At 57.3% G+C, this 22,969-nt stretch carries 26 protein-coding genes and 1 tRNA gene; 15 read left to right on the top strand and 12 right to left on the bottom strand.

The window, feature by feature from the left end; genetic code table 11:
• The first annotated feature begins 15 nt into the window (after positions 1-15).
• A complete protein-coding gene (locus OE750_RS03655; RefSeq protein ID WP_263761499.1) occupies positions 16-660 on the top strand; it encodes a DUF1638 domain-containing protein in 645 nt (214 codons plus the stop codon).
• Positions 661-745: 85 nt separating this feature from the next.
• Here the strand turns inward: OE750_RS03655 and OE750_RS03650 are convergent, their stop codons facing one another.
• Positions 746-1,153: a SufE family protein gene (locus OE750_RS03650; protein WP_263761496.1), complete on the bottom strand. Its 408-nt coding sequence runs from the start codon at positions 1,151-1,153 to the stop codon at positions 746-748.
• A 122-nt stretch (positions 1,154-1,275) separates the two neighbouring features.
• Between OE750_RS03650 and OE750_RS03645 the strand changes: the two genes are divergently transcribed.
• Positions 1,276-1,788 (top strand): hypothetical protein, encoded by a 513-nt coding sequence (locus OE750_RS03645; RefSeq protein WP_263761494.1) that lies wholly within the window; start codon positions 1,276-1,278, stop codon positions 1,786-1,788.
• A gap of 20 nt (positions 1,789-1,808) precedes the next feature.
• Here OE750_RS03645 and rnd read toward each other — a convergent pair whose 3' ends face one another.
• The 3 genes from rnd to purM form a co-directional block, all read right to left on the bottom strand.
• Positions 1,809-2,966 carry a ribonuclease D gene (gene rnd, locus OE750_RS03640; protein ID WP_263761492.1) on the bottom strand — a complete coding sequence of 386 codons (1,158 nt, stop codon included), beginning with the start codon at positions 2,964-2,966 and terminating at the stop codon, positions 1,809-1,811.
• 64 nt (positions 2,967-3,030) lie between these two features.
• Positions 3,031-3,621, bottom strand: coding sequence for a phosphoribosylglycinamide formyltransferase (purN, locus tag OE750_RS03635; protein ID WP_263761490.1), 591 nt, complete (start codon positions 3,619-3,621; stop codon positions 3,031-3,033).
• On the bottom strand, positions 3,618-4,661 hold the full coding sequence (gene purM / locus OE750_RS03630; protein WP_263761488.1) for a phosphoribosylformylglycinamidine cyclo-ligase: 1,044 nt from the start codon (positions 4,659-4,661) through the stop codon (positions 3,618-3,620). The genes purN and purM overlap by 4 nt, the downstream gene beginning before the upstream one ends.
• Positions 4,662-4,781: 120 nt before the next feature.
• On the opposite strand from purM, the gene OE750_RS03625 reads away from it, so the two are divergent.
• Both OE750_RS03625 and OE750_RS03620 read left to right on the top strand, forming a co-directional pair.
• Positions 4,782-4,858, top strand: a tRNA-Ile gene (locus OE750_RS03625).
• A gap of 66 nt (positions 4,859-4,924) precedes the next feature.
• On the top strand, positions 4,925-5,848 hold the full coding sequence (locus OE750_RS03620) for a cation diffusion facilitator family transporter (RefSeq protein WP_263761486.1): 924 nt from the start codon (positions 4,925-4,927) through the stop codon (positions 5,846-5,848).
• Positions 5,849-5,857: 9 nt separating this feature from the next.
• Here the strand turns inward: OE750_RS03620 and glpK are convergent, their stop codons facing one another.
• Together glpK and glpD are read right to left on the bottom strand one after the other, a co-directional pair.
• On the bottom strand, positions 5,858-7,336 hold the full coding sequence (glpK, locus tag OE750_RS03615; protein WP_263761484.1) for a glycerol kinase GlpK: 1,479 nt from the start codon (positions 7,334-7,336) through the stop codon (positions 5,858-5,860).
• A gap of 20 nt (positions 7,337-7,356) precedes the next feature.
• Complete coding sequence (gene glpD, locus OE750_RS03610; protein WP_412176191.1) at positions 7,357-8,883, bottom strand: glycerol-3-phosphate dehydrogenase; 1,527 nt, start codon at positions 8,881-8,883, stop codon at positions 7,357-7,359.
• A 179-nt stretch (positions 8,884-9,062) separates the two neighbouring features.
• Between glpD and OE750_RS03605 the strand changes: the two genes are divergently transcribed.
• On the top strand, positions 9,063-9,230 hold the full coding sequence (locus tag OE750_RS03605) for a hypothetical protein (RefSeq protein ID WP_263761480.1): 168 nt from the start codon (positions 9,063-9,065) through the stop codon (positions 9,228-9,230).
• A 3-nt stretch (positions 9,231-9,233) separates the two neighbouring features.
• Here OE750_RS03605 and OE750_RS03600 read toward each other — a convergent pair whose 3' ends face one another.
• The 3 genes from OE750_RS03600 to OE750_RS03590 form a co-directional block, all read right to left on the bottom strand.
• A complete protein-coding gene (locus OE750_RS03600) occupies positions 9,234-9,947 on the bottom strand; it encodes an RlmE family RNA methyltransferase (protein WP_263761478.1) in 714 nt (237 codons plus the stop codon).
• 14 nt (positions 9,948-9,961) lie between these two features.
• On the bottom strand, positions 9,962-11,074 hold the full coding sequence (locus tag OE750_RS03595) for a Ppx/GppA phosphatase family protein (protein WP_263761476.1): 1,113 nt from the start codon (positions 11,072-11,074) through the stop codon (positions 9,962-9,964).
• An 82-nt stretch (positions 11,075-11,156) separates the two neighbouring features.
• A complete protein-coding gene (locus tag OE750_RS03590; protein WP_263761474.1) occupies positions 11,157-11,813 on the bottom strand; it encodes a sulfotransferase family protein in 657 nt (218 codons plus the stop codon).
• Between the two features lie 277 nt (positions 11,814-12,090).
• On the opposite strand from OE750_RS03590, the gene OE750_RS03585 reads away from it, so the two are divergent.
• From OE750_RS03585 to OE750_RS03570, 4 genes are all read left to right on the top strand, one after another.
• Entirely contained in the window at positions 12,091-12,396 is a 306-nt protein-coding gene (locus OE750_RS03585; RefSeq protein WP_263761472.1) for a virulence factor, read from the top strand.
• A gap of 17 nt (positions 12,397-12,413) precedes the next feature.
• Positions 12,414-13,358: a methylenetetrahydrofolate reductase gene (locus OE750_RS03580; protein WP_263761470.1), complete on the top strand. Its 945-nt coding sequence runs from the start codon at positions 12,414-12,416 to the stop codon at positions 13,356-13,358.
• Between the two features lie 12 nt (positions 13,359-13,370).
• The gene (locus OE750_RS03575; protein ID WP_263761468.1) at positions 13,371-14,450 is read left to right on the top strand and encodes a methyltetrahydrofolate cobalamin methyltransferase; all 1,080 of its coding nucleotides are present in this window, start codon (positions 13,371-13,373) and stop codon (positions 14,448-14,450) included.
• Positions 14,451-14,530: 80 nt separating this feature from the next.
• Positions 14,531-15,409 carry a glucokinase gene (locus tag OE750_RS03570; RefSeq protein ID WP_263761465.1) on the top strand — a complete coding sequence of 293 codons (879 nt, stop codon included), beginning with the start codon at positions 14,531-14,533 and terminating at the stop codon, positions 15,407-15,409.
• Here OE750_RS03570 and OE750_RS03565 read toward each other — a convergent pair.
• The 3 genes from OE750_RS03565 to pdxH form a co-directional block, all read right to left on the bottom strand.
• Complete coding sequence (locus tag OE750_RS03565) at positions 15,376-15,807, bottom strand: DUF192 domain-containing protein (RefSeq protein WP_263762012.1); 432 nt, start codon at positions 15,805-15,807, stop codon at positions 15,376-15,378. The genes OE750_RS03570 and OE750_RS03565 overlap by 34 nt on opposite strands.
• A 35-nt stretch (positions 15,808-15,842) precedes the next feature.
• Entirely contained in the window at positions 15,843-16,358 is a 516-nt protein-coding gene (locus OE750_RS03560) for a cold-shock protein (RefSeq protein ID WP_412176190.1), read from the bottom strand.
• 161 nt (positions 16,359-16,519) lie between these two features.
• Positions 16,520-17,125: a pyridoxamine 5'-phosphate oxidase gene (gene pdxH / locus OE750_RS03555; RefSeq protein ID WP_263761463.1), complete on the bottom strand. Its 606-nt coding sequence runs from the start codon at positions 17,123-17,125 to the stop codon at positions 16,520-16,522.
• 110 nt (positions 17,126-17,235) lie between these two features.
• On the opposite strand from pdxH, the gene fabI reads away from it, so the two are divergent.
• From fabI to OE750_RS03525, 6 genes are all read left to right on the top strand, one after another.
• Positions 17,236-18,057: an enoyl-ACP reductase FabI gene (gene fabI / locus OE750_RS03550; RefSeq protein ID WP_263761460.1), complete on the top strand. Its 822-nt coding sequence runs from the start codon at positions 17,236-17,238 to the stop codon at positions 18,055-18,057.
• 4 nt (positions 18,058-18,061) lie between these two features.
• Positions 18,062-18,655, top strand: coding sequence for a LysE family translocator (locus tag OE750_RS03545; RefSeq protein WP_263761458.1), 594 nt, complete (start codon positions 18,062-18,064; stop codon positions 18,653-18,655).
• Entirely contained in the window at positions 18,652-19,263 is a 612-nt protein-coding gene (locus OE750_RS03540) for a LysE family translocator (protein WP_263761456.1), read from the top strand. The genes OE750_RS03545 and OE750_RS03540 overlap by 4 nt, the downstream gene beginning before the upstream one ends.
• 20 nt (positions 19,264-19,283) lie before the next feature.
• Positions 19,284-19,802, top strand: a complete 519-nt coding sequence (gene gpt, locus OE750_RS03535; protein WP_263761454.1) for a xanthine phosphoribosyltransferase — start codon at positions 19,284-19,286, stop codon at positions 19,800-19,802.
• 53 nt (positions 19,803-19,855) lie between these two features.
• Positions 19,856-21,031, top strand: coding sequence for an aminotransferase (locus tag OE750_RS03530; RefSeq protein WP_263761452.1), 1,176 nt, complete (start codon positions 19,856-19,858; stop codon positions 21,029-21,031).
• Positions 21,032-21,108: 77 nt separating this feature from the next.
• A complete protein-coding gene (locus OE750_RS03525) occupies positions 21,109-22,956 on the top strand; it encodes a peptidylprolyl isomerase (protein ID WP_263761451.1) in 1,848 nt (615 codons plus the stop codon).
• Positions 22,957-22,969: the final 13 nt, after the last annotated feature.

Genomic DNA, 22,969 nt, shown 5'->3' with positions numbered 1-22,969 from the left:
TATTGGAGCACCCCTATGCTACCAGATGACAAAACGCTCACCGAGCAAGGTCTTGCCCCAGAGGGGCGCGGCCGCATGCTGCTCATAGCCTGTGGTGCGCTGGCCCGCGAAATTCTCGCACTCAAAGCGCTGAACAACTGGGATTACATGGATCTCACCTGTCTGCCTGCCAATCTTCACCTCTACCCCGAGCGCATCACCGAGGCCGTTGAAAACGGCGTTCTCAAACACCGTGCAGCCTATCAAAATATCTTCGTAGTCTACGCCGATTGTGGCACAGGAGGCCTGCTGCAAGCCAAATGCGCCGAACTCGGCGTTGAAATGGTCGCAGGCCCGCATTGCTACTCCTTCTTTGAGGGCAACGAAGCCTTTGCAGAACTCGACGATGAAATCACCGCTTTTTACCTCACCGATTTCCTGGTCAAGCAGTTTGATGCCTTTGTCTGGAAACCAATGGGCCTACACAAACACCCTGAACTGCGCGACATGATCTTCGGAAACTACACCAAACTGGTCTATCAGGCCCAAACGCTCGATCCCGCGCTCAAAGCCAAAGCCAAAAATTGCGCCGAACGTCTCGGTCTCGCTTTTGAGTATCGCTTCACAGGTTACGGCGATCTGGCGACAACCCTAAAAGCACAATCAAAAAAGCCTGATTGAGTCTTCTTCTGTTCAAAATACCTCGGGGGTCTGGGGGCAGCGCCCCCAGACGGTCGGATTTTGCGAAGCAAAATTCGAACCGGTATCAGCCAGCCGCCGCCACAGATCGAATTCGTTCGATCATCGAACGTACCCCGTTAGAGCGCTGCGCCGAAAGATGTTCTTGCAATCCGAGGCGCGCGAGCTCTGCCTGAGCATCCACATCCAAAACAGCTTTCACCTCTAATCCATTGTAAAGTTTACGCAAAACAGCAACAAGACCGCGTACAATCATCGCGTCACTTTCGCCGTCAAAGGAAAAGACACCCTCTGTAATCTGTGGGTGTAACCAGACCTGACTGGCACAGCCTTCCACTTTGGTTGCCGGAACTTTCAGCGCCTCAGCCAAAGGCTCCATCGCTTTGCCAAGCTCGATGACAAGAGCATACCGCTCTTCCCAATCGTCCAGAAACTCGAAATCTTCTACAAGTTCTTCAAATGCAGCACTGGCCATGGTCTTCCCTCTTGTTACAGTCGAGATAGGGGCGCTGTCTGGAAAGGTCCATATGTTTTCCCGTCTTTTCAACAGCGCCACAATCAGGTAGCACGATACTCAAGCAAACGGCGGAGTGAAACATGCGGATCATCCTGACAACAGCACTGGTATCGGCATTCGCCCTGTCCGGATGCGGCGGAAGCATCGGCGGGTCAAAATACAACCCGTTCAACTGGTTTGGCAAAAGCCGTAGCGAGCAAGTCGTTCAAGGCGAAGTCAACCCGCTCATTCCCAAGCGGTCCTCCTTCAAGCGCGCCGAGCAAACGTATCAAGGCGTTCCTGTTGATCAGATCCTCGAACTTTCCGTCGAGCGTGCCGCTGGCGGTGCCATCGTGCGCGTCAAAGGTCTCAGCCCGACACTTGGCGCATACAATGTCCAGCTTGTCCCCGATGTCGATCCCGAGGAAGGTGCTTCTCCCCTGCCCACGCTGGAATATACGCTCAAAGCGGAGTATTCGACACGCTCGCGCCCCAACGCGCCAGCAACCTCGCGTGAACTCAACGCAGCTGTCTTTGTGCCCGAAGAGCAACTTATCGGTGTGCGTACAATTCGTGTGAAAGGCGCTCAAAACGCCCGCTCCGTGCGCCGGTAGGCTCAAAAGCCTAGTCAGCGTTAAAGGGTAATTACTTTTACGCTGCGCCCCTTCACGGCAAGGCCGATCTCACCGTTGCACAGCCGCAGCGCATCCTCGCCAAAGGCTTCGCGCCGCCAGCCGCTGAGTGCCGCAACATCGCGTTCGCCAGCAGCCATCAAGTCAAGATCACTGGCCGAGGCAATCAGTTTTGCCGCAACGCCCATCTCTTCTGTTTTGGCCTTCAGCAAAACGCGCAACAAATCTGCTAGAGCAGGATTCACATTCAGCTTCTCGCGCGTTTTGTCACCTTGTGGCATGTCTTCAGGTGCACAGGCCAAACCATCTGCCACAGCCTTCAGGATACCTTCAGCAATCTCGCCTTTGCGCGCTTCACGTAACAAAAGCCGCGAGCGTGAGAGATCATTCATATCCTTGGGCTTGGTCGAGGCCAGTTCGGTCAGTGCATCGTCTTTGTAAACACGGCTGCGCGGCACATTGCGCTCTTGCGCATAAGCTTCACGAAATTTCGCCAGCTCACGCACAATCGCGAGAAATTTGCCAGCGCTCGTGCGCACTTTCACGCGCTCCCAGGCCTTGTCGGGATCCATAAGATAGGTCTCGGGTGATGTGAGCACAGAGAGTTCTTCGCTCACCCATTTACCGCGCTTGTTTTTGGCCAATTGGTCCCGCAGAAACTCATAAATCTGGCGCAAGTGCGTCACGTCGGCCAAAGCGTAGGTTTTCTGCGCCTCCGACAAAGGTCGGCGTGACCAGTCGGTAAAACGGCTGCTTTTATCAACCGATGCCTTGGCAATCTTGCGAACAAGCGTCTCGTAACCCACTTGTTCTCCAAAACCACAGACCATTGCAGCCACCTGCGTGTCAAACAAAGGCGTGGGGATCACATCTCCATCATGGAAAAAAATCTCGAGATCCTGCCGCGCCGCATGAAACACCTTCACAGTGCTCTCATCCGCCATCAGATCATAAAGCGGTTGAAGTGAGATTCCGTTTGCCAATGGGTCAACCAAAACCGCGTTGTCATCCGTTGAGCCGGGCATCGCAAGCTGCACAAGGCAGAGCTTTGAGTAATACGTTCGCTCGCGCAGAAATTCGGTATCGACTGTTACGTAGTCGTGTGTTGCGGCCTCTTGGCAATACTCTGCCAGCTCTGCGGTCGTGGTGATCGTTCTCATAAAGGCTTGTGCTCTTGCTATGTCTGGCTCCGCCTATACGCGAGGCGATCAGAAATGAAAAGTATCAGGGCAAATAGAGCGGCGTCTTGTCTCCGCTCACAAAGCGCTTAAGTACCGCAGGGTAAAGAATATGCTCTTGCGCCAGCACCCGCGCCGCAAGTGTTTCCGCTGTATCATCCGCTTCAACAGGCACACGCGCCTGCCCGAGGATTGGCCCGTCATCAAGCTTGGCTGTCACTTCATGCACAGTGCAACCCGCTTCTGTGTCGCCCGCATCCAAGGCACGTTGATGGGTGTGAAGCCCTTTATACTTAGGCAACAGCGAAGGATGAATATTCAGCATCCGCCCTTCCCACTGGCTGGTAAAACCTTCGGTCAACACCCGCATAAACCCCGCAAGACAAATAAGATCGGGGCTGTGACGCATCAAAACACTTTGCAACTCGGTTTCAAAAGCCGCGCGGTCGCCCTTATGCGGCCGATGGTCAACAACTTCTGTAGCAATCCCGAGCGCTTCCGCTTTCGCAAGCCCGCCAGCATCCGCACGGTTGCTCAAAACAAGGCAAGGCCGCGCAGGGTGGTCTCCCGTCATACTCTCAACCAACGAAAGCATATTGGAGCCGCCGCCCGAGATAAAGAGCGCAACCCGTGTCAAACGAGGCGGCCCTCATAGCGGACGCCCTCGCCCTTGGTGACATGGCCAAGCTCGAACACCTGCTCGCCTTCTGCCTCCAAAAGCGCCTTCAAGCGCGTGGCCTCGGCGGCTTCAACCGACAGAATCATGCCAATGCCCGAGTTAAACGTTTTGAGCATCTCGGCCTCGGCCATGCCCCCCGTCGCCGCCAGCCACTTGAACACATCGGGAAGCTCCCAAGCATCAAGGTTGATATCCGCGCCAAGCCCTTCAGGCAAAACACGTGGCAGATTCTCGGTCAGGCCACCGCCCGTGATGTGCGCCAAAGCATGCACACCGCCCGAGCGCACAGCCGCCAAAGCCTGCTTCACATAAAGCCGCGTTGGTGTCAGCAGTGCAGCACCCAGCGTGCCCTCACTCCAAGGACAGTCCGCGCCCCAGCCAAGGCCCGAGACTTCGACAAGCTTACGCACCAGCGAATATCCGTTTGAGTGCACACCGTTCGAGCCAAGCCCAAGCAGCACATCGCCCTCTTTCACACCGGCAGGCAAATCCGCGCCGCGCTCCATCGCACCAACGCTAAAGCCCGCAAGGTCAAAGTCGCCATCAGGATACATCCCCGGCATCTCGGCGGTTTCACCACCAATCAAAGCACAGCCGGACAGCTCGCAGCCCTTGGCTATGCCTTCGATTATCCGCGCAGCCATATCCATCTCAAGCTTGCCTGTGGCAAAGTAATCTAGAAAGAACAGAGGCTCCGCTCCCTGACACACAAGGTCATTGACACACATCGCAACAAGGTCGATGCCCACGCCGTCAACTTCGCCCGTATCAATGGCAATCCGCAGCTTTGTGCCTACACCGTCTGTCGCAGCCACAAGAATCGGATCGACATAGCCCGCGTCTTTCAAATCAAACAGCGCGCCAAAGCCGCCCAGCCCCGCCATTACACCAGAGCGCTGCGTGCGCTTGGCCGCAGGCTTGATCCGCTCAACGAGCGCATTGCCCGCATCAATATCCACACCCGCATCCGCGTAGGTGATTCCGTTTTTGCCAGCCATGCTCAAGTCCCCATATGTCACTTGGCCCACGTCCTAAATCATCACATGGCCCATAGCAACGACCGATAGCAACGCAAAGACTTGACGCGCCCGTGCGGTCTGGTAACCAAAGCATCAGGCGGGCCTGTAGCTCAGTTGGTTAGAGCAGAGCGCTCATAACGCTTTGGTCGTAGGTTCGAGTCCTACCGGGCCTACCAAATTTTCCGCCATGTCTCCGCGTTTCAAAGCGCTGGTTTAAGCTGGCATTCATAAGGATCGGCCCGATGCCACATGATCACACTCATCACGGTCACGTCCATCTTGATCCAGAAAGCGGCGACCGGCGTGTCGCCATAGCAATCTGGGCCAACGGCCTTCTCACAATCGCACAGATCATCGGTGGTATCCTGTCAGGCAGCCTCGCCCTTGTCGCTGATGCACTGCACAATCTGTCAGACATGATGTCACTCGTCATCGCTTTCGCCGCCCGAAAAATCGCCCGCAAGCCAGCGGATGCCGATATGAGCTTTGGCTACGGACGAATCGAAATTGTCGCAGCACTTATCAACTACACCACGCTTATTCTTGTCGGCTTATACTTGGTTTACGAAGGCATGATGCGCCTGATTGAGCCGCCCGAGGTGACAGGCTGGCTGGTTGTACTGATAGGTGGTGTTGCCCTTCTCATTGACACGCTCACAGCCCTGCTTACCTACACGATGCAAAAAGACAGCATTAACATTCGTGCAATGTTTCTGCACAACCTCTCCGATGCGCTGGCCTCTGTTGCAGTCATCATCGGCGGGTTGCTCATCATGTTTTACGATATCCGCATAGTTGATCCGATCATAACGATCCTCATCGCAGGCTATATCCTCTGGCTCGCCTTTGCCGAAATCGGCGGCCCGATCCGCACCCTCATGCTTGGCAGCCCCGACGGCCTCGATAACGTTGAAGTGATTGATGCCATCCGCGCAATCGACGGCGTCGAGAGTCTGCATCACGTCCATCTTTGGCAAATGCAGGAACAAACAGCAGCACTAGATTGTCACATCGTCATTAATCCTGATGATTGGTCTCGCGGACCACAAATCCGCAACGCAATCAAAACCCACCTCGCGCGGCACTTCAGCATCAAGCACGTCACACTCGAGCTTGAAACCAGTGATGAAACACGCTGCACCGGCACGCTCTACGGAGACTGCTGAGAATTCGTCTCAAACCGCCTGCGCGGCCGCTACGGCCCGCTGCCAGCGGGCATACTTGGCTGCGCGCATCTCTTCGTTCATCTGCGGCTCAAAGCTGCGGTCAAGCTGCCACATATCCGCAAACCCCGCCTGATCCGGATAGAGCCCCGCCGCGTGCCCTGCAAGCCATGCCGCGCCAAGCGCCGTGGTCTCAAGCACTGTGGGTCTGTCAACTTGCGTGCCGGTGATGTCGGCCAAAAACTGCATCGTCCAATCCGAGGCACACATCCCGCCATCCACCCTGAGAGCAGCCTCTGCAAAAGCCCCCCCATCTGCCCGCATCGCCTCAAGTAAATCGCGGGTCTGATAGCCTACTGATTGCAGCGCCGCCCGCACCATTTCGGCAGGCCCCGTGGCCCGCGTCAGCCCAAAAGCCGCACCGCGGCACTCGGGGTTCCAATAGGGCGCACCAAGCCCCGTGAAGGCAGGCACAATGATAACGTCATGCCCCGCATCCGCCGCTTCGGCAAGAGCCTGTGTTTCGCGTGCCGAGCCGATAATTCCGAGCCCGTCGCGCAACCATTGCACGACAGCACCCGCGACAAATATAGAGCCTTCAAGCGCATATGTCACTTCACCGTCGAGCTGATACGCTATTGTTGTCAAAAGCTTATGTTCCGAAGTTACAGCATCCGCACCCGTATTCAGCAGCGCAAAACATCCTGTCCCGTAGGTCGCCTTCATCATACCGGCGCTGAAACACCCCTGCCCGATCGTCGCCGCCTGCTGGTCCCCTGCGATGCCCAGTATAGGCACGGGCGCTCCGAGAGCTTCCGTCTCCCCGAAGCGCCCCGCGCAGTCCCTCACCTCAGGCAAAAGGCTCACCGGAATATCCAGAAGCGCACAAATTTCCGGCGACCAATCTCCCTCGTGAATGTCATAAAGCAAGGTGCGCGCCGCGTTGGTCGCATCTGTTGCATGCACACGGCCAGACGTCAGCTTCCACAAAAGCCAGCTGTCCACAGTGCCAAAAGCCAGTTGCCCCGCCTCGGCCCGCGCGCGTGCACCTGCAACGTTGTCCAAAAGCCAGGCAAGTTTGGTGCCGCTGAAATACGGGTCAAGCAACAGCCCGGTCTTTGCACGCACCTCGGCCTCATGCCCCGCCTCTTTCAGCGCAGCACAGGCCTCGCTCGTGCGCCTGTCCTGCCAGACAATCGCGTTATAAAGCGGCACTCCCGTGGCGCGGTCCCAAAGCACCGTGGTTTCGCGCTGGTTGGTGATGCCGATGCCCGCCAGAGCCTCTGCCTCTATGCCTGCGGCCTCCAACGCCCCAAAACATGTGCGCAGCACCGTCTGCCAAAGATCGTCCGGTGCATGCTCCACCCATCCGGACTGGGGGAAATGCTGCTCGAACTCTTCCTGCGCGCTGCCACGCGGGCGCATTGCTTCATCAAACACAATCGCACGCGAGCTTGTCGTGCCCTGATCAATCGCCAGAATATACCGCATCTTTCCCCCTTCACGCCAGTTTAGCGCGCTGCCAGATAGGCCTCAAGCGCGGCGACACCGTCAGCATTCATCCGCAACCCCAGCTTGCTACGCCGCCAGAGAATGTCCTCAGCTGTGAGCGCAAACTCATGCCCTATCAGCCAGTCAACCTCCCGCGTGCTTAATCCTGCGCCAAGATCAACGAGAGCAACACAATCTCCAAGCACTTCAAACACATCAAGCCCGTAACTTCGCACAAGCCGCCGCACGGTGCGAGGCTCAATAAACGGATAAGCCTCGGCAACACGCGCCTCCAGAGCCGGTTTTTCGCTCACAGTAAAATCACCCCCGGCCAGTGCCACACCCTTCGTCCAGGGCGCATGTTCAGGCGCAAGTTTGCTAACAGCCGCCTCCGCAAGTTTGCGATAGGTGGTAATCTTTCCGCCAAAGACTGTAAGCAGCGGAGCCTCTCCCGCTTCAAGGCGCAATTCATAATCCCGCGTGGCCGCCGAGGCACTTGTTTGGCCGTCATCCTGCAAAGGCCGAACGCCCGAGTAAGACCAAACCACATCAGCCAGCGAAATATCGGCACGCAAGTAACTGTTCACAAATTCTATAAGATAAGCCTGCTCCGCTTCACTTGCTTCTGGGCGCTCGTCGACCGAGCTATGGTCAGCATCGGTTGTGCCAATAAGCGTGAAATCTTCTTCATAAGGGATAAGAAAACAGATCCGCCCGTCCGTGCCTTGCAAGAAATAGCATTTGTCGTGATCGTAAAGTTTGGGAACAACAATATGGGAGCCTCGCACCAGTCTGATCTGCCCGCGCATCCCGGTGCTAACATGGCTCAAAGCCTCCGCAACCCAAGGCCCCGCCGCGTTCACCAAGGCTCGTGCCCGATGCACCTCATTCACGCCGTCACACTCAACAGTGACCTGCCAAAGCCCGTCCACGCGCGCGGCATTCACAAAGCGGGTGCGGGTCAGAACATGTGCGCCCCGCTCGTGCGCATCGCGCGCATTCAGGCTCACAAGCCGCGCGTCATCCACCCAAACATCCGAATACTCGAACGCGCGGGCAAACCGCTCATCAAGCACCGCGCCCTCGGCTGTGCCCTTCAGTCGCAAACCAGAAGTCGCAGGCAGCTCTTTACGTCCGCCCAAATGGTCATACAGAAACAGCCCCAGACGGATCATCCAGTCAGGCCGCCGCCCCTTCATCCATGGCATCACCCTCGCCAACAGCCTTGCCGCAGGGGTCTCCGTATCAAAGCGCATGTCAGGGCTCAAAGGCAGCACAAACCGCATCGGCCAGCTGATATGTGGCATCATGCCAAGCAAAACTTCGCGTTCTTTCAGCGCTTCGCGCACAAGCCGTAATTCGAAATACTCAAGGTATCGCAACCCGCCGTGAAACAGCTTGGTCGAAGCCGACGATGTGCCAGACGCCAGATCCCCCTGCTCCACAAGCGTCACACTCAACCCGCGCCCCGCCGCATCTCGGGCAATACCGCAGCCGTTCACACCGCCGCCTATAATAAAAATATCGCTGATTTGATCTTGCATCATAGGCACCATATGAGCACAACACACCTAAAAGAAAAGCCGCTTCCGACCTGACACAACGTCAAACGTTACACAGCAAAGTTCACGAAAAAGCATCACTTACGGTCGACTTTCGCCGCATTTAAGTACGATGTTAACCGCAATCGGCTTGGGTGTGGGTATCTGGCTGTAAAGGAACCGCTATGAACCATGTCACAAATGCGCCGCGCCATGCGCGGCTTTTTGAACTGATCCGCCAGCAGAATCTGGCCTCAGCCGCCTGCCCCGAAACCGCACGCGACACCACAGAGCTAACCGATGCACAACATTTCATCGCATCGGCCCGAAAAAGCCTGCACGCTGCCGCATAGTGCCTAACCGCGAAAGCCTGTCGCAATCACAAATTTCTCCGAGCTGTCACTGCGCGAGCTGGGTGGCTTCACATTCACCACCTTGGTAAACTTTTGCTTGAGCAGTTTTTGCAGCTCGCCCTCAGCGCCACCAGCCAAAACTTTCGCCACAAAGGTTCCACCCTCTTCCAGCACATCAAAGGCAAAGTAAGCCGCAGCCTCGCACAGCGAAATGATACGCAAGTGATCGGTCTGTTTATGGCCCGAACTTGACGCTGCCATGTCCGACATCACCACATCGGCCTTGCCGCCGAGCCATTCCTTGACCTGCCCGTCAGCCCCCTCGTCCATGAAATCAAGCTGGTGGATCTCGCAGCCCGTCACAGGCTCAACCACCTGCAAATCGACCCCAAGGAGCCTGCCTTGCGGGCCGGCCTTATCACCAAGCGCATTTACCCGTGGCACAGCCACCTGAAGCCAGCCCCCTGGCGCACAACCAAGGTCAACAACCCGCGCACCTGGCACAAGAAAGCCGAACTTGTCGTCCAGTTCCATAATCTTGAACGCAGCGCGCCCGCGATAGCCCTCAGCCTGCGCGCGCTTTACATAAGGGTCATTCAACTGCCGCTGAAGCCAGCGCGTCGAAGAACTGCGTCGCCCCCGCGCCGTTTTAACTTTCACTTTCAGTTCGCGCTGTCCGCGCCCCGATGTGTTTTTTCCGTCCGGTTTTTTTGCCATGACTTTGCTCTAGCCTAAAAAGGCCCATCCTCCAACACACCATCCGCACTCATTTGAGCATAAAGCAAGCCTTCGCGCAGCCCTCGGTCGGCCACACTCAGCTTGTCGGTCGGCCAACAACGCAAAAGCGCCTGCAAAATCGCACTCCCCGACATGATCAACGCCTGCCTGTCCTGTCCGATGCGCGGATCACTCCGCCGCCCCTCCGGGCCAAGTGCAAGGTAATCACGGATCACCGCGTCGATCTCTTCGGAACTCATCCTGAGTCCGTCAACTTTGGTGCGGTCATAACGCCTCAAGCCCAGATGGCTCGCCGCAACAGTTGTCACCGTTCCCGAGGTGCCCACAATCTGGAAGCGCTCGCGCTGCTGCACATCCTGATAGGGCGTGAAATCTGCAAGATTTTCCTCGAAGAACCAGCTCATCAGAGCAAACCGCGCGGCATCATCTTCGACATCGGCAAACTGGTCTTTCAGTGTAGCCACTCCCAAAGGCACCGATATCCAGTCGACAACTTTCGCCGCGGGCTCACCTTCCTGCACATGGCCAAAGCCGCGGTGCATTCTCATAATCGCCTTAGCGCGCTGCTTCTTTGGAACATCGGAAAGGTCAATCCAGACAAGCTCGGTCGAGCCCCCGCCAATATCCACAACCAGAAGCTGCTCGGTCTTGGCGCTGACCAGCGGTGCGCAGGAAATCACCGCCAGACGCGCTTCTTCCTCGGCAGGAATAATCTCAAGCACAAGCCCTGTCTCGCGCTTGATCTTGGCCATAAACTCTGCCCCGTTGCTCGCACGGCGGCAGGCTTCAGTGGCCACAAGCCGCATCTTGCGCACTTTATGACGCTTGAGCTTTTGCTGACAGGTTTTTAGCGCCTGAATCGTGCGTTGCATCGAACTGCGCGAAAGCCGCCCCGTGCTCTCAAGGCCCAGCCCGAGTTGCACCGACTTTGAATAGCTATCAACCACATGAAATTGACTGCCCTTAGGTTGGGCAATCAACATGCGACAACTGTTAGTGCCCAAGTCCAGCGCCGCGTATAGCGGACCAGAATCAAGCGGATTGGGCGCGGAGCTCTCAACCGTTCTCGGGATAGCGCCCGCACCTGTGGGACGCCTGGGCGTCATAGGTACGCCCTCCATTTCGTGTTGCTCTCAAACTATGCTGCGCACCCGCCTTCTGCAAGGGGTTTCCGAAATGCTCGAACCGTCACAGAGGGTTTTTAAAATACTCGGACAAATACTCGTATTGAGTGTCCATAAACGGTTTTATGGCCGCCAGCGTCTCGGGCTTGAGCTGCTCGGCTGTCAGTTTCTGCCCGCTCGAGTTAACGTGCGGCAGGCTCACTTCCCGACCGGATCTTTCCGACAAATCACGGCTCAATTCGCCAAGCTCACTTGTTTTATACACCTTAGTAAAGCGCAGCGGCTTTGGCCCCAAAAAGACTTGCGCGCCAATCGTGTGATGCTTGATCGAGGTGTTTATCTCACGATACCCCATCAGATTCTGAAAAAAGAAATCAGGATCAGGCTCAAGCGGCAGCTCGGGCACCCCCTCGATGAAAACAGTTTTCTTCTGCAAGTCACGCATCTCGACAACACGGTTATAGTAGCTCGACAAAAGCCGCTTCAACGGATCGCGTACAATACAGAAACTAAACCACTCTTCATTGTAATATGGCTTCCACCGGTCTTCGCGAAACCGCATGGTTTGGTAAAGACGGTGCCACTTCGCAGTCGAGAACGCATCACGGTCTTTTCCATCCAAAGCAGGGTCAATATAGCCTAAAGCCATTTTAACCGATGAGCACGCAGCCTTTGGCAGCGCCATATAAGCAATTTTATGTGCTTCGACTTTGATAACCATACCTGCTCCAGACCAAATTTTCAGTCGGCGTAGCGGATGGCCCACTCTCCTGTCAACCAAAGCTGCCCGGCAGAAAACACGACCTCACAGTCAAGCACCTGAGCCTGGCCTCATCAAGGTCATGAGTATTTTTCGAGGCAACGCACGGGGCGTTGCGGTTCAATTTCAGTTTGAAATGTGCGCAAGGTCGCACAAATGCGCCGCAAAGTCGAAAACGGGCGCTGTAGGGCGTTCAACGTCCTTTAGACGTGATCAAACAAGGAAAAGGGAATCAACCATGCCTGACGTCACAATCGTATACTGGCGCGACATTCCTGCGCAGGTCATCGTGGGCAAAGGCCGCCGCGGCTCGAAAGGCCCGCTACCCGAGCGCTTCGAACAAGCAATCGACCGTGCCGCCATGAAAATCGGCGCAAAAGACGGTGATGCCTACATGGCCGAGTGGCGAAAAGCAGCCCCTTTCTCTCTTGAAGGCGACCCCGCCGAAATCGCCGCTGCCGAAGTTGCACGTATCGACGCCGAATATGACCAAGAGCGTATCAAAACGCTGATCGCAAACGAAGGCTGGTCCACAGCCAAATGAGCATCTGGGAGGCCACAATGGCTCTATTGAATTTCCGCCGCAAAACCGACGCTAAGCCCGCTGCTGGCAATCCTGCCCATATGGAAGCTTTCCTGCATGGATACTCCATCGAAGTGATGCCCCGCACCGCCTCCAAGGTCGAAAGTTTCCGCGATATCCTGCCACAGGGCACACGCGTCTACATCGCCCACATAGAGGGCACTCCGATTGAGGAGATGGTTGAAACCGCTGCGCGCATTAACGCAGAAGGCTTTGACGTCATGCCGCATTTCCCTGCGCGTATCATCAAGGATGAAGCCACGCTTGCCAACTGGATCGCCATGTATCAGGGCGAAGCCGACGTGAAACAAGCGCTTGTGCTCGCAGGCGGCGTGGCCGAGCCTCACGGGGCGTTCCACTCCTCCATGCAGCTTCTCGAAAGTGGCCTCTTTGATAAAGCAGGTTTCACCCGCCTGCATGTTGCAGGGCACCCCGAAGGCAACAAGGATATCGACATCAACGGCGGCAGCAAAAACGTCGATGAAGCACTCCAGTGGAAGCAAAAGTTCTCCGAGCGCACCGATGCCAGCATGGCCCTCGCCACCCAATTTGCCTTTGAGGCCGGCCCGATCATCACATGGGCCAACAGCCTCAAAGAAGCAGGCGTCGATATTCCCGTGCATATCGGAATAGCTGGCCCCGCCAAGCTGCAAACCCTGATCAAATTCGCCATCGCCTGTGGCGTTGGCCCCTCGCTCAAAGTGTTGCAAAAGCGCGCGATGGACGTGACAAAACTGCTCCTGCCCTACGAGCCCACAGAAGTGCTCGCAGAGTTGGCAGCCCACAAAGCCGCCAACCCCGATTTCAACATCGAGCAGGTGCACTTCTTCCCGCTCGGTGGTATCAAAACCAACGCCCAATGGGCGACAGACAACGGCGGCGCGTCCGGCACGCCAGTAAACGCCGTCGCAAACCAAGCATAAGAAAGCGCTGAAATGACAAGAACGATCGTCGAATCCAAAACAAAAACAGCCATCATCGGCTTTGATCAGCCTTTCACCGTGATCGGCGAACGCATCAACCCGACAGGCCGCAAGATCCTGAATGAAGAGCTCGAGCGCGGCGACTTTACCCGCGTGCAGGCTGACGCGCTGGCGCAAGTTGCGGCGGGTGCGACCATCCTTGATATCAACTCGGGCGCCGTTTTCTCCAAAAAAATGGCCGAAGACCCCCGCTATGCCGACAACAACTTCGTTGAGCCCACGCTCATGAGGCAACTCATCGAGCATGTGCAGGCCGTAACAGATTCACCGCTTTGCATCGACAGTTCGGTGCCCGGTGCTTTGGAAAACGGCCTCGCCGCCGCCGAGGGCCGCCCGCTGCTCAACTCTGTCACAGGCGAGGAAGAGCGCCTTGAGCTTGTGCTCCCGCTTGTGAAAAAATACAACGTGCCGGTCGTAGCCATTTCAAACGACGATACAGGTATCTCCGAAGACCCCGATGTGCGCTTTGCCGTCGCCAAAAAAATCGTCGAACGCGCCGCCGATTTCGGCATCCCTGCGCACGATATCGTGGTCGACCCACTGGTCATGCCCATCGGCGCAATGGGCACAGCGGGCCTACAAGTCTTCACCCTTGTGCGCCGCCTGCGCGAAGAGCTCGGCGTGAACACAACTTGTGGCGCTTCCAACATCAGCTTCGGCCTGCCCAACCGCCACGGTATCAACAACGCCTTCCTGCCCATGGCCATCACCGCTGGCATGACATCGGCGATCATGAACCCCGTCGCCATCGCAACAGGCCCCACCAAAATCGCCGAAAAGCGTGCCGAGGCCGAGGCCGCAGGGATCATCCTGCCTTCGGATATGGACGACGAAGCCTTCTGCCAACTCTTTGGCATAGGCTCCACAAAGGCGCGTGCCGGTAAAGAGATGGAAGCGATCCGCGCAGCCAACTTCCTCACCAACAACGATGACGGCGGCGCCGCCTGGATCAATTTCAACCGTGTCGCACCCAAAGCAGGCCAGGAGCATCGTGGCCGTGCAGGCCGCACAGGCGGCCGCCGCCGCGGCTAAGTGCTTTTGCGCGACAACAAAACGCCTCGGCTATGCGCCGGGGCGTTTTTCTTTGGCCCAACCTGTGCCAAACTCACCCCATGGCACAACCCCTCGCCCTCCTCGCCGATATTGGCGGAACCAACAGCCGTTTTGCGCTGGCGAAAAACGGTGCGCTTTTGCCTGACACGATCTGGCACACACCAAACAACGCTTACCCAAGCTTTGAGGCCGCCCTCGCGCGCTACCTTACACAGCGCGAAACACCAGACACCGCCTGCATCGCCGCAGCCGGGCCCGTTCAAGACAATACTATCCAACTCACCAACCACCCCTGGCTGATCGACACCACCCGCCTTCCCTTTGCAAAAGCGCATCTGCTCAATGACTTACAGGCCATGGGTTACGCACTTGCCACCTTCTCTGCGCCCACAGGCCCCCGGCTCGTGCTCAACATCGGCACAGGACTCAACGCGGCTGTGCTTCGCAAGGCACACGGACTCTGGAGCGCCCCCGCCGCAGAGCTTGGCTATGCCCATTTGCCTTTGCTCGGCACAACAGAAAACCGCATTCTCAGCCAATGCGCCCGTCGTCACGGCGCACCCGTGATGGAAGCCGTGCTCTCGGGCGCCTCGCTTCCGCATCTACATCACGCACTTACTGGCCAAAATATCACTGCGGCAGACATCACTTCAAATTGGCACGAAGAGACCCTTAAGCTCTATCTTAAGGTTTTGGGGTGCTATATCGGAGATCTGGTCTTAGGTGCGCTGCCCTATGGCGGAATCTGGCTCGCTGGCAGCCTAGGTCGCGCCATTTTCAGACACCTCGATCACGGCGCGTTCCGCACGTCCTTCGAGACACGTGGTGCATATACGCCCCTCATGCAAAGCTTTGCTTTTCATATTCTGGAAGATGAAGCCGCCGCCCTCACAGGGGCCGCACTCTATCTCTCACAAGGCCAGACTGCACCAGCCTGATCAAAGACTTGATGCTGCATTTCACTACCAACGGTGATGCCGTATTGCGCGGCCAAGCCCCCATTGATCTCAAGCACAGCAAGCGCCTTTCCATTGCTCGGAATCAATGTCTCATCAAGGGGTTGCGCCTCGCTATGAATGTGGTTGACCTGCCCCGTCTCATCAACAAACAGCAAATCAAGCGGTATCAAAGTGTTGCGCATCCAGAAGCTCACCTCCGAAGGGGTCTCATATGCAAAGAGCATTCCGGCACTGCGCGGCAGGCTTTCACGGTGCATCAGGCCTTGCGCCCGCTCGCTGGCGTCATCCGCCAGTTCGACAGTAAACCGCGCCTGCCCCCAAGACCCGCGCAGCTTCACCTCGTCAGGCGTACATCCGGCCCAAACCGGCACAGCCATCACGCCGCTGAACAGCACGGCGCAAATCCCGGTTCTCAGCTGTTTGCCGCGCTCTCCCAAGAGCGAACCTCCGTTGCCATACGTCCGCGTTTGCCATCAATAACCTTGATAACAACAGCTTCTCCCGGCTGCAAATCGGCAAAGCCCGAGCGGCGCAAAACCTCGATATGCACAAACACATCGTCCGTGCTGCCAAAAACATTGGCAAATCCGAAGCCCTTGGTTTTGTCAAACCACTTCACCCGCGCAGCCTGAAGCGGCGCCGCAGCAATAATTGCCGGGTCGATTTCTTCAAAATCGGCCAATGCAACCTGATCAAATGATTCTGGCGGTTCGATTTCGAGCACCTCGATCGCCTGCACACCACGCTCTGTAGAGAGTACTTTGATATGAACCCGTGCGCCGTCAGCGACCGAGTTCTGCCCAAAATTCCTCAACACATTAGCATGGAGCAGGATATCCGGCCCCCCCTCATCGGCAACAACAAAGCCAAACCCCTTTGCGGGGTCAAACCACTTGACGCTGCCGTAGACTAACGTTTCGTCATCCACGATAATTCTCTAACTTTCCTATCCGTTACACTCCGTCCCCATAAGCTTTGTGCGTGGAATCGGGCGCGTTATTCAACCCCAAATTCAGAAATCGACAAATCAACTCAATTGTTATCACGTTACGTAACAAGACGCCACTTAGCGTCACAACAGAAGAGATTTCAGGGGTTCAGACGCTGTATTTTCCAAGGCATATCAACGGCTTCACGGCTCCATTTGAAGCGATCATGCAACCGGAAAGCACCGTCCGCCCAAAACTCGATTTCCAGCGGTGTGATCCGGTAACCGCCCCAAAAAGGCGGGCGGTCAGGGTTCGTGCCTTTTTCAGCCGTAATCCTGGCCACTTTGGCCATCAGACTTGTGCGCGAACTGAGCGGCTGCGACTGTTCCGAGGCCCAAGCCCCCAAACGGCTCTTCAGCGAGCGCGACTTGTAATATGCGTCAGCCTGAGGGCCTTCTTCACGGCTCACAAGCCCACGCACCCGCACTTGGCGGCGCAGCGATTTCCAGTGCATCACAAATGCACCCTTGCCCGCCCCGTCAAGCTCCTGTGCCTTGGCCGAGCCGTAATTGGTATAAAAAACAAAGGCATCAGCCTCAATTTCTTTAAGTAGAACCATACGCACGTTGGGCAGCCCGTCGCTATCAACGGTCGAAAGCGCAATCGCGTTTGCATCGTTCGGCTCGCTTTCTTCCGCCGTGGTCAGCCAGCTCTGCGCAATCACAAAGGGGTCGTCTCCTGCAAAAAGTCCCGTGCGGTCCGCCATCTTTTTTCCCTTTGCTGTTTGCAGTTTTGTCCTCAGACTTGAAGCACCCTAGGCAATCGCCTAAAGACGTCAATAACCCATTAACTTTATCACACGGGCGGAGATCAAACATGTCCAATCAACTGTTGGCAGGCAAGCGCGGCCTCATCATGGGCCTTGCCAATGACAAATCTATCGCCTGGGGTATCGCCAAAGCCTGCGCCGATGCAGGTGCCGAGCTGGCCTTTTCCTATCAGGGCGAGGCTCTGCTCAAGCGGGTCAACCCTCTGGCTGCCCAACTTGGCTCAAGCCTTGTTCTGCCCTGCGATGTGGGCGATGAGGCCTCAATGGACGCGCTCTTCGCCGAGTTGCAAAAAGAATGGGGTCAGCTTGATTTCGTGGTCCACGCCATCGGCTTCTCCGATAAAAACGAGCTGCGCGGTCGCTATGTCGAAACCAGCCGCGACAACTTCACCATGACAATGGACATTTCGGTCTATTCCTTCACCGCAATCATGCAGCGCGCCGAAAAAATGATGAACGCTGGCGGATCAGCTCTCACCCTCACCTATTACGGCGCCGAGCAGGTCATGCCGCACTACAACGTGATGGGCGTTGCCAAAGCCGCGCTTGAGGCTTCCGTGAAATATCTCGCCGAAGATCTCGGCAAAGACGGCATCCGCGTCAATTCAATCTCGGCTGGCCCGATCAAAACGCTCGCCGCCTCGGGCATCGGTGATTTTCGCTATATCCTCAAATGGAACGAGCTCAACTCACCGCTCCGCCGCAACGTGACAATCGACGATGTCGGCAAATCCGCTCTTTATCTTCTGTCCGATCTCGGTTCGGGCGTGACGGGCGAAAACCTGCATGTCGATGCGGGTTATCATGTTGTCGGCATGAAGGCCGTCGATGCCCCGGATATTGACGTTGTGACAGGCCGCAAGGACTGACGCGGTGGAGCCAGGGCACCTCATAGCCTTTAATCTCGCTATATTGGCAGCCCTCGCCAGCCCCGGGCCTGCCTTTCTATTGATGCTCCGCTCGGCCATGTCCGAAGGCCGTCAGGGCGCTCTGCGCACGGGGCTTGGCCTCGCGACAGCAGCAACGCTCTGGACAATTCTGGCTCTCACGGGGCTCACCGCCTTCTTTGCTGCCGCGCCAGCGGCCTATTTCGCGATCAAAACCACGGGCGCACTCTATCTGGTATGGCTGGCCATAACGACATGGCGCAAGGCAGGCGCCCCGCCAGCCATGGCCAAAGGCGCGCTGCGGGGCTTCTCTCTGGGCATCCTTGGCAACCTGTCAAACCCGAAAGCCGTTTTGTTTATCGCAGCGATTTTCGCAACGATCATGCCGCAAGATCTGGACCTCAACGCAAAACTCATTGTTGTCGGAAACCACTTTCTGCTCGAAATCGCCTTTTACAGCCTCTTGGCCTACGGCTTGGGCAGCAGGCGCATCATAAACGCCTACCAACGCGCCAAGCGCGTGCTTGATAGAACCGCAGCCGTACTCCTTGGCGCGCTCGCGGCAAGGGTGGCAATATGACAGTCGCAACCCTCATCGCGTTCAACCTCACACTTCTGGCCTCCATGGCCAGCCCCGGCCCCGCGCTGCTGCTCGCCCTCAAAACCACCCTCACGTCAGGCCGCATGGCGGGCATTGTCACGGGCCTCGGGCTCGGCACAATGGCCGCAATATGGACAGGCCTCGCGCTCTTGGGCCTTGAGGGCGTGTTCAACCTCTTTCCATGGGCCTACACGGCGCTCAAAACAGGTGGCGCGCTCTACCTGATTTATATCGCCTATGGCATGTGGAAAGACGCAACCAAACCGCTCATTCCCACTTCAGCAGAAGCCCCGAAACTGCGCCGAGCGTTTTTCACAGGCTTCGCCGTAAACATGGGCAATCCGAAATCAGTGATATTCGCCTCTGCCGTGCTTCTGGTGATCTTCCCGCAAGGTATGAGCCTCACGGAAAAGGCCGGCATCGCGCTCAATCACTTGCTCGTGGAATGGATTGTTTACACGCTCTTCGCGCTTGCCCTCTCCACAGCCCCCGCCCGCGCGGGCTATCTGCGCCTCAAGCCTGTCCTTGATCGCACAGCCGCACTCATACTCGGCGCACTCGGACTGCGCCTCATCTTCTCGAAATAGCACCAAAAGGATTCGCTGCCATGACCGATCGTTTGCCACATGAAAAAGGCTTCCATATCTCCTGGGATCAAATTCACCGCGACAGCCGTGCGCTCGCGTGGCGGCTCGATGGCAAAGGCCCCGACAGTGGACAATGGCGCGCCGTGGTTGCCATCACCCGCGGCGGCATGGCCCCGGCCATGATCGTGGCCCGCGAGCTTGATATCCGCACTGTCGATACGATTTCAGTCAAATCCTATCACTCGGGCGGTGGCAAAGCCGACCAGCGCCGCGATGCCGAAGTGCTCAAAGCCCCCGACGCCGACATGATGGGCGATGGCACAGGCATCCTCGTGGTCGATGATCTGGTCGACAGCGGCAAAACCCTCGAGCTTGTCCGCTCACTCTACCCAAACGCCCACTTCGCCTGCGTCTACGCCAAGCCCGAAGGCGAAAAACAGGCTGATACCTTCATCACAGGTGTCAGTCAGGATACGTGGATTTTCTTCCCGTGGGACATGGCACTACAATATGTGCAACCCTATCGCGGCGCAGATTGACACCTGCTATTTCTACCATTCGGAGGCTCCCGCCCCACAACAAGAGTTGCCCAATGACCCTGCCCCGCACCGCGACAACCTTTCCGCCACCCGTGCAAGAAGCGCGCCGCTGGCTTGAGGGGGTAAGCTTTCCCGCCAACCGCCCGCTGATCAACGTGAGCCAGGCCGCGCCGACAGAGCCGCCGCCCGAAGCGATGCGCAAAGCAATGGCCGAAGCGCTTCTTACCCGCCCGGAAATGCACCTTTACGGGCCGTCCCTCGGCCTGCCCGCCCTGCGTGCCGAAGTGGCAGGCCGGTGGCGCGAAAGCTACGGCGGCGAAATCGCTGAAGCCGAAGTCGCCATCACCTCGGGCTGCAATCAGGCCTTTGCCGCCACCATAGCCACGCTCTGCGCCGAAGGCGACGAGGTGATCCTGCCGACCCCTTGGTATTTCAACCACAAAATGTGGCTCGATATGTCCGGTGTGAACAGCGTGCCCTTGCCCGCAGGTGCAGGCCTTCTGCCTGATCCCGAACAAGCCCGCGCGCTGATCACACCGCGCACCCGTGCGATTGCGCTGGTCACCCCCAACAACCCTGCTGGCGTTGAATACCCGGCCGAGCTTGTCGGCGCCTTCTTTGATCTCGCCCAGGAGCACGGCATCGCCCTCATTGTCGATGAAACCTACCGCGACTTTGACAGCCGCACTGGCGCACCGCATGATCTCTTCACCCGCCACGGCTGGCAGGATACACTTATTCAGCTTTACTCCTTTTCCAAAGCCTACCGCCTCACAGGCCACCGCGTCGGCGCGATCACAGCGTCACAGGCCCGCCTTGCCGAAGTCGAGAAATTCCTCGACACCGTCACCATCTGCCCAAGCCAGATCGGCCAGTTCGGCGCACTCTGGGGTATGCAGAACCTCAGCCAATGGCTCGCAGGAGAGCGCGCAGAAATTCTTGCTCGTCGCGCAGCGATTGAAACAGAGTTCCCGCGTTTGGCCACGCAAGGTTGGCAGCTTCTCGGCCTTGGCGCTTATTTCGCCTATGTCGCACACCCCTTCGAGGCCCGCTCCGACCAGTTGGCCAAAGCACTGGTGGCACAGCAAAGCGTCCTCTGCCTGCCCGGAACCATGTTCCGCCCCGTAAACGATGCCGCTGCAAATCGTGAACTTCGCATCGCCTTTGCCAATGTTGATGCGACGGGCGTAAAAACCCTGTTTGATCGCCTCGAAAAGACAAACGTTTAAGCCCCCCTCTGCCCCTTGCCCCTGCACGCGCAAACCCTTAGACACTGCCTTCAAGAATTGGGCGTGAGGAGAGCGTGATGAACGCGAGTGGCAAAACAACAAAGACACTGGTCTGGATCCTGATGGGCATGCTCATCCTCGGGCTTGGCGGCTTCGGCGTCACCAATCTGGGCGGCTCCGTGCGCACAGTCGGTGCTGTGGGCGACAAACCCATCACAACCCAAAGCTATTCACGCGCGCTGCAACAGATGTTGCAGAGCCAAAGCTCGGCCTCTGGCGGCACACTCAGCTTTGCCGAAGCACAGGCGCAACAACTCGACCGCATCGTGCTTTCACAGTTGATCGCCTCGCGCTCGCTTGATTATGAGACAGCCCGCATCGGCCTCTCTGTCGGGGATGACCGCCTCGCGCGCCAGATCGTCACCACAGATGCGTTCCAAGGCATCGACGGCACATTCAACCGCGAGGATTACCGCTTCCGCCTGCAACAGATCGGCCTCACCGAAGCCGAATATGAAACGATCGTGCGCGAGGAAATGGCCCGTGGCATCGTGCAATCCGCCATGTTCAGCAACATCGAGCCAACACCTGTCTATGCCGACACAATCATCAACTTTCTCGGCGAAGAGCGTGATTTCACTTGGGCTCTGATTGACGAGAGCACACTGGAGGCTCCGCTTGAAGAGGCAACCGAAGAGCAACTCGTGGCCTTTCACGCGGAAAACCAGTCGCGCTACATGACCCCCGATCTGCGCAAAATCACCTACGCACTGCTCACCCCCGAGCAGATGATCGAACAGGTCGAGGTAGACGAAACCACCCTGCAACAGCTCTTTGAAGAGCGCGCCGCCGAGCTTAACCGCCCCGAGCGCCGCCTTGTCGAGCGCTTGGTGTTTTCCTCCGAAGAAGAGGCCAGCGCCGCAGCCGGTTCCATAGCCTCAGGTGAGAAAAATTTTGAAGCCATCGTCACCGAACGCGGCCTTGCTCTCAGCGATGTCGATATGGGCGATGTCACGCTTGCAGAGCTTGACGATGCCGGTGAAGCTGTCTTCACTGCCGAAAGCGGTGCTGTGGTTGGCCCGCTCCCCACAAGCCTCGGCCCCGCCCTCTTCCGTATCAACGGCGTGCTCGACGCAGTGGTCACCGAGTTTGAAGATGTCAAAGACGAGCTGCGCGACGAATTCGCCCAAAGCCGCGCCCGGCGCCTCATCGACAACGAGCGCGACACCTACGAAGACTTGCTCGCAGGCGGTGCAACACTCGAAGAGATCGCAGCCGAAACCATTATGGAGCTTGGCCAGATCGAATGGCACAGCCGCGCCGATGGTGGGCCATCAGGCTACGCGGCCTTTCGTGAAGCCGCCGACAGGATCACCACCGACGATTTCCCTGAAATCATCGAACTCGAAGATGGCGGCCTCATCGCCCTGCGCCTTGATGCCGAAGAACCAGCGGTGGCCCAACCGCTCAACGATGTGCGTGACGAAGTTACCGCCGACGAGCGCCAGAGCCGCCTCACAGCCGCTTTGACAGCCAAAGCCGAAGCCCTTGCCGCAGATCTTGGCGAAGGCCGCGCCTTTGCATCCCTCGGTGTCACGCCGCGGGTTGAAAGCGGGCTGTCCCGCTCCGAATTCCTCGCCGATGCCCCTGCCTCGCTCATCGTCGATGTTTTCAAACTGCAAAATCAAGGCGACTCCGCTGTCTCCGGCAGTGGCGGCATTGTGGCCCTCGTGCAGCTTGACATGATCATCGCGCCAAACCCGGATGACCCCGAACTGGCCAGCACCCGCGAACTTCTCGAAGATCAGTATCGCAATGATCTGGCGCAAGATGTTTACAACATGTTCATCACCGACATTCAGGCGCGCACGCCCGTCACGCTCGATGAAGCCGCGATCAACGCGGTGAACACCCAGTTTCAGTAAGGCAGAGGTATCC

It is taken from the genome of Lentibacter sp. XHP0401 (assembly GCF_025751535.1).
Classification (GTDB): domain Bacteria; phylum Pseudomonadota; class Alphaproteobacteria; order Rhodobacterales; family Rhodobacteraceae; genus Lentibacter.
This window is presented reverse-complemented; position numbering and strand designations above follow the sequence as displayed.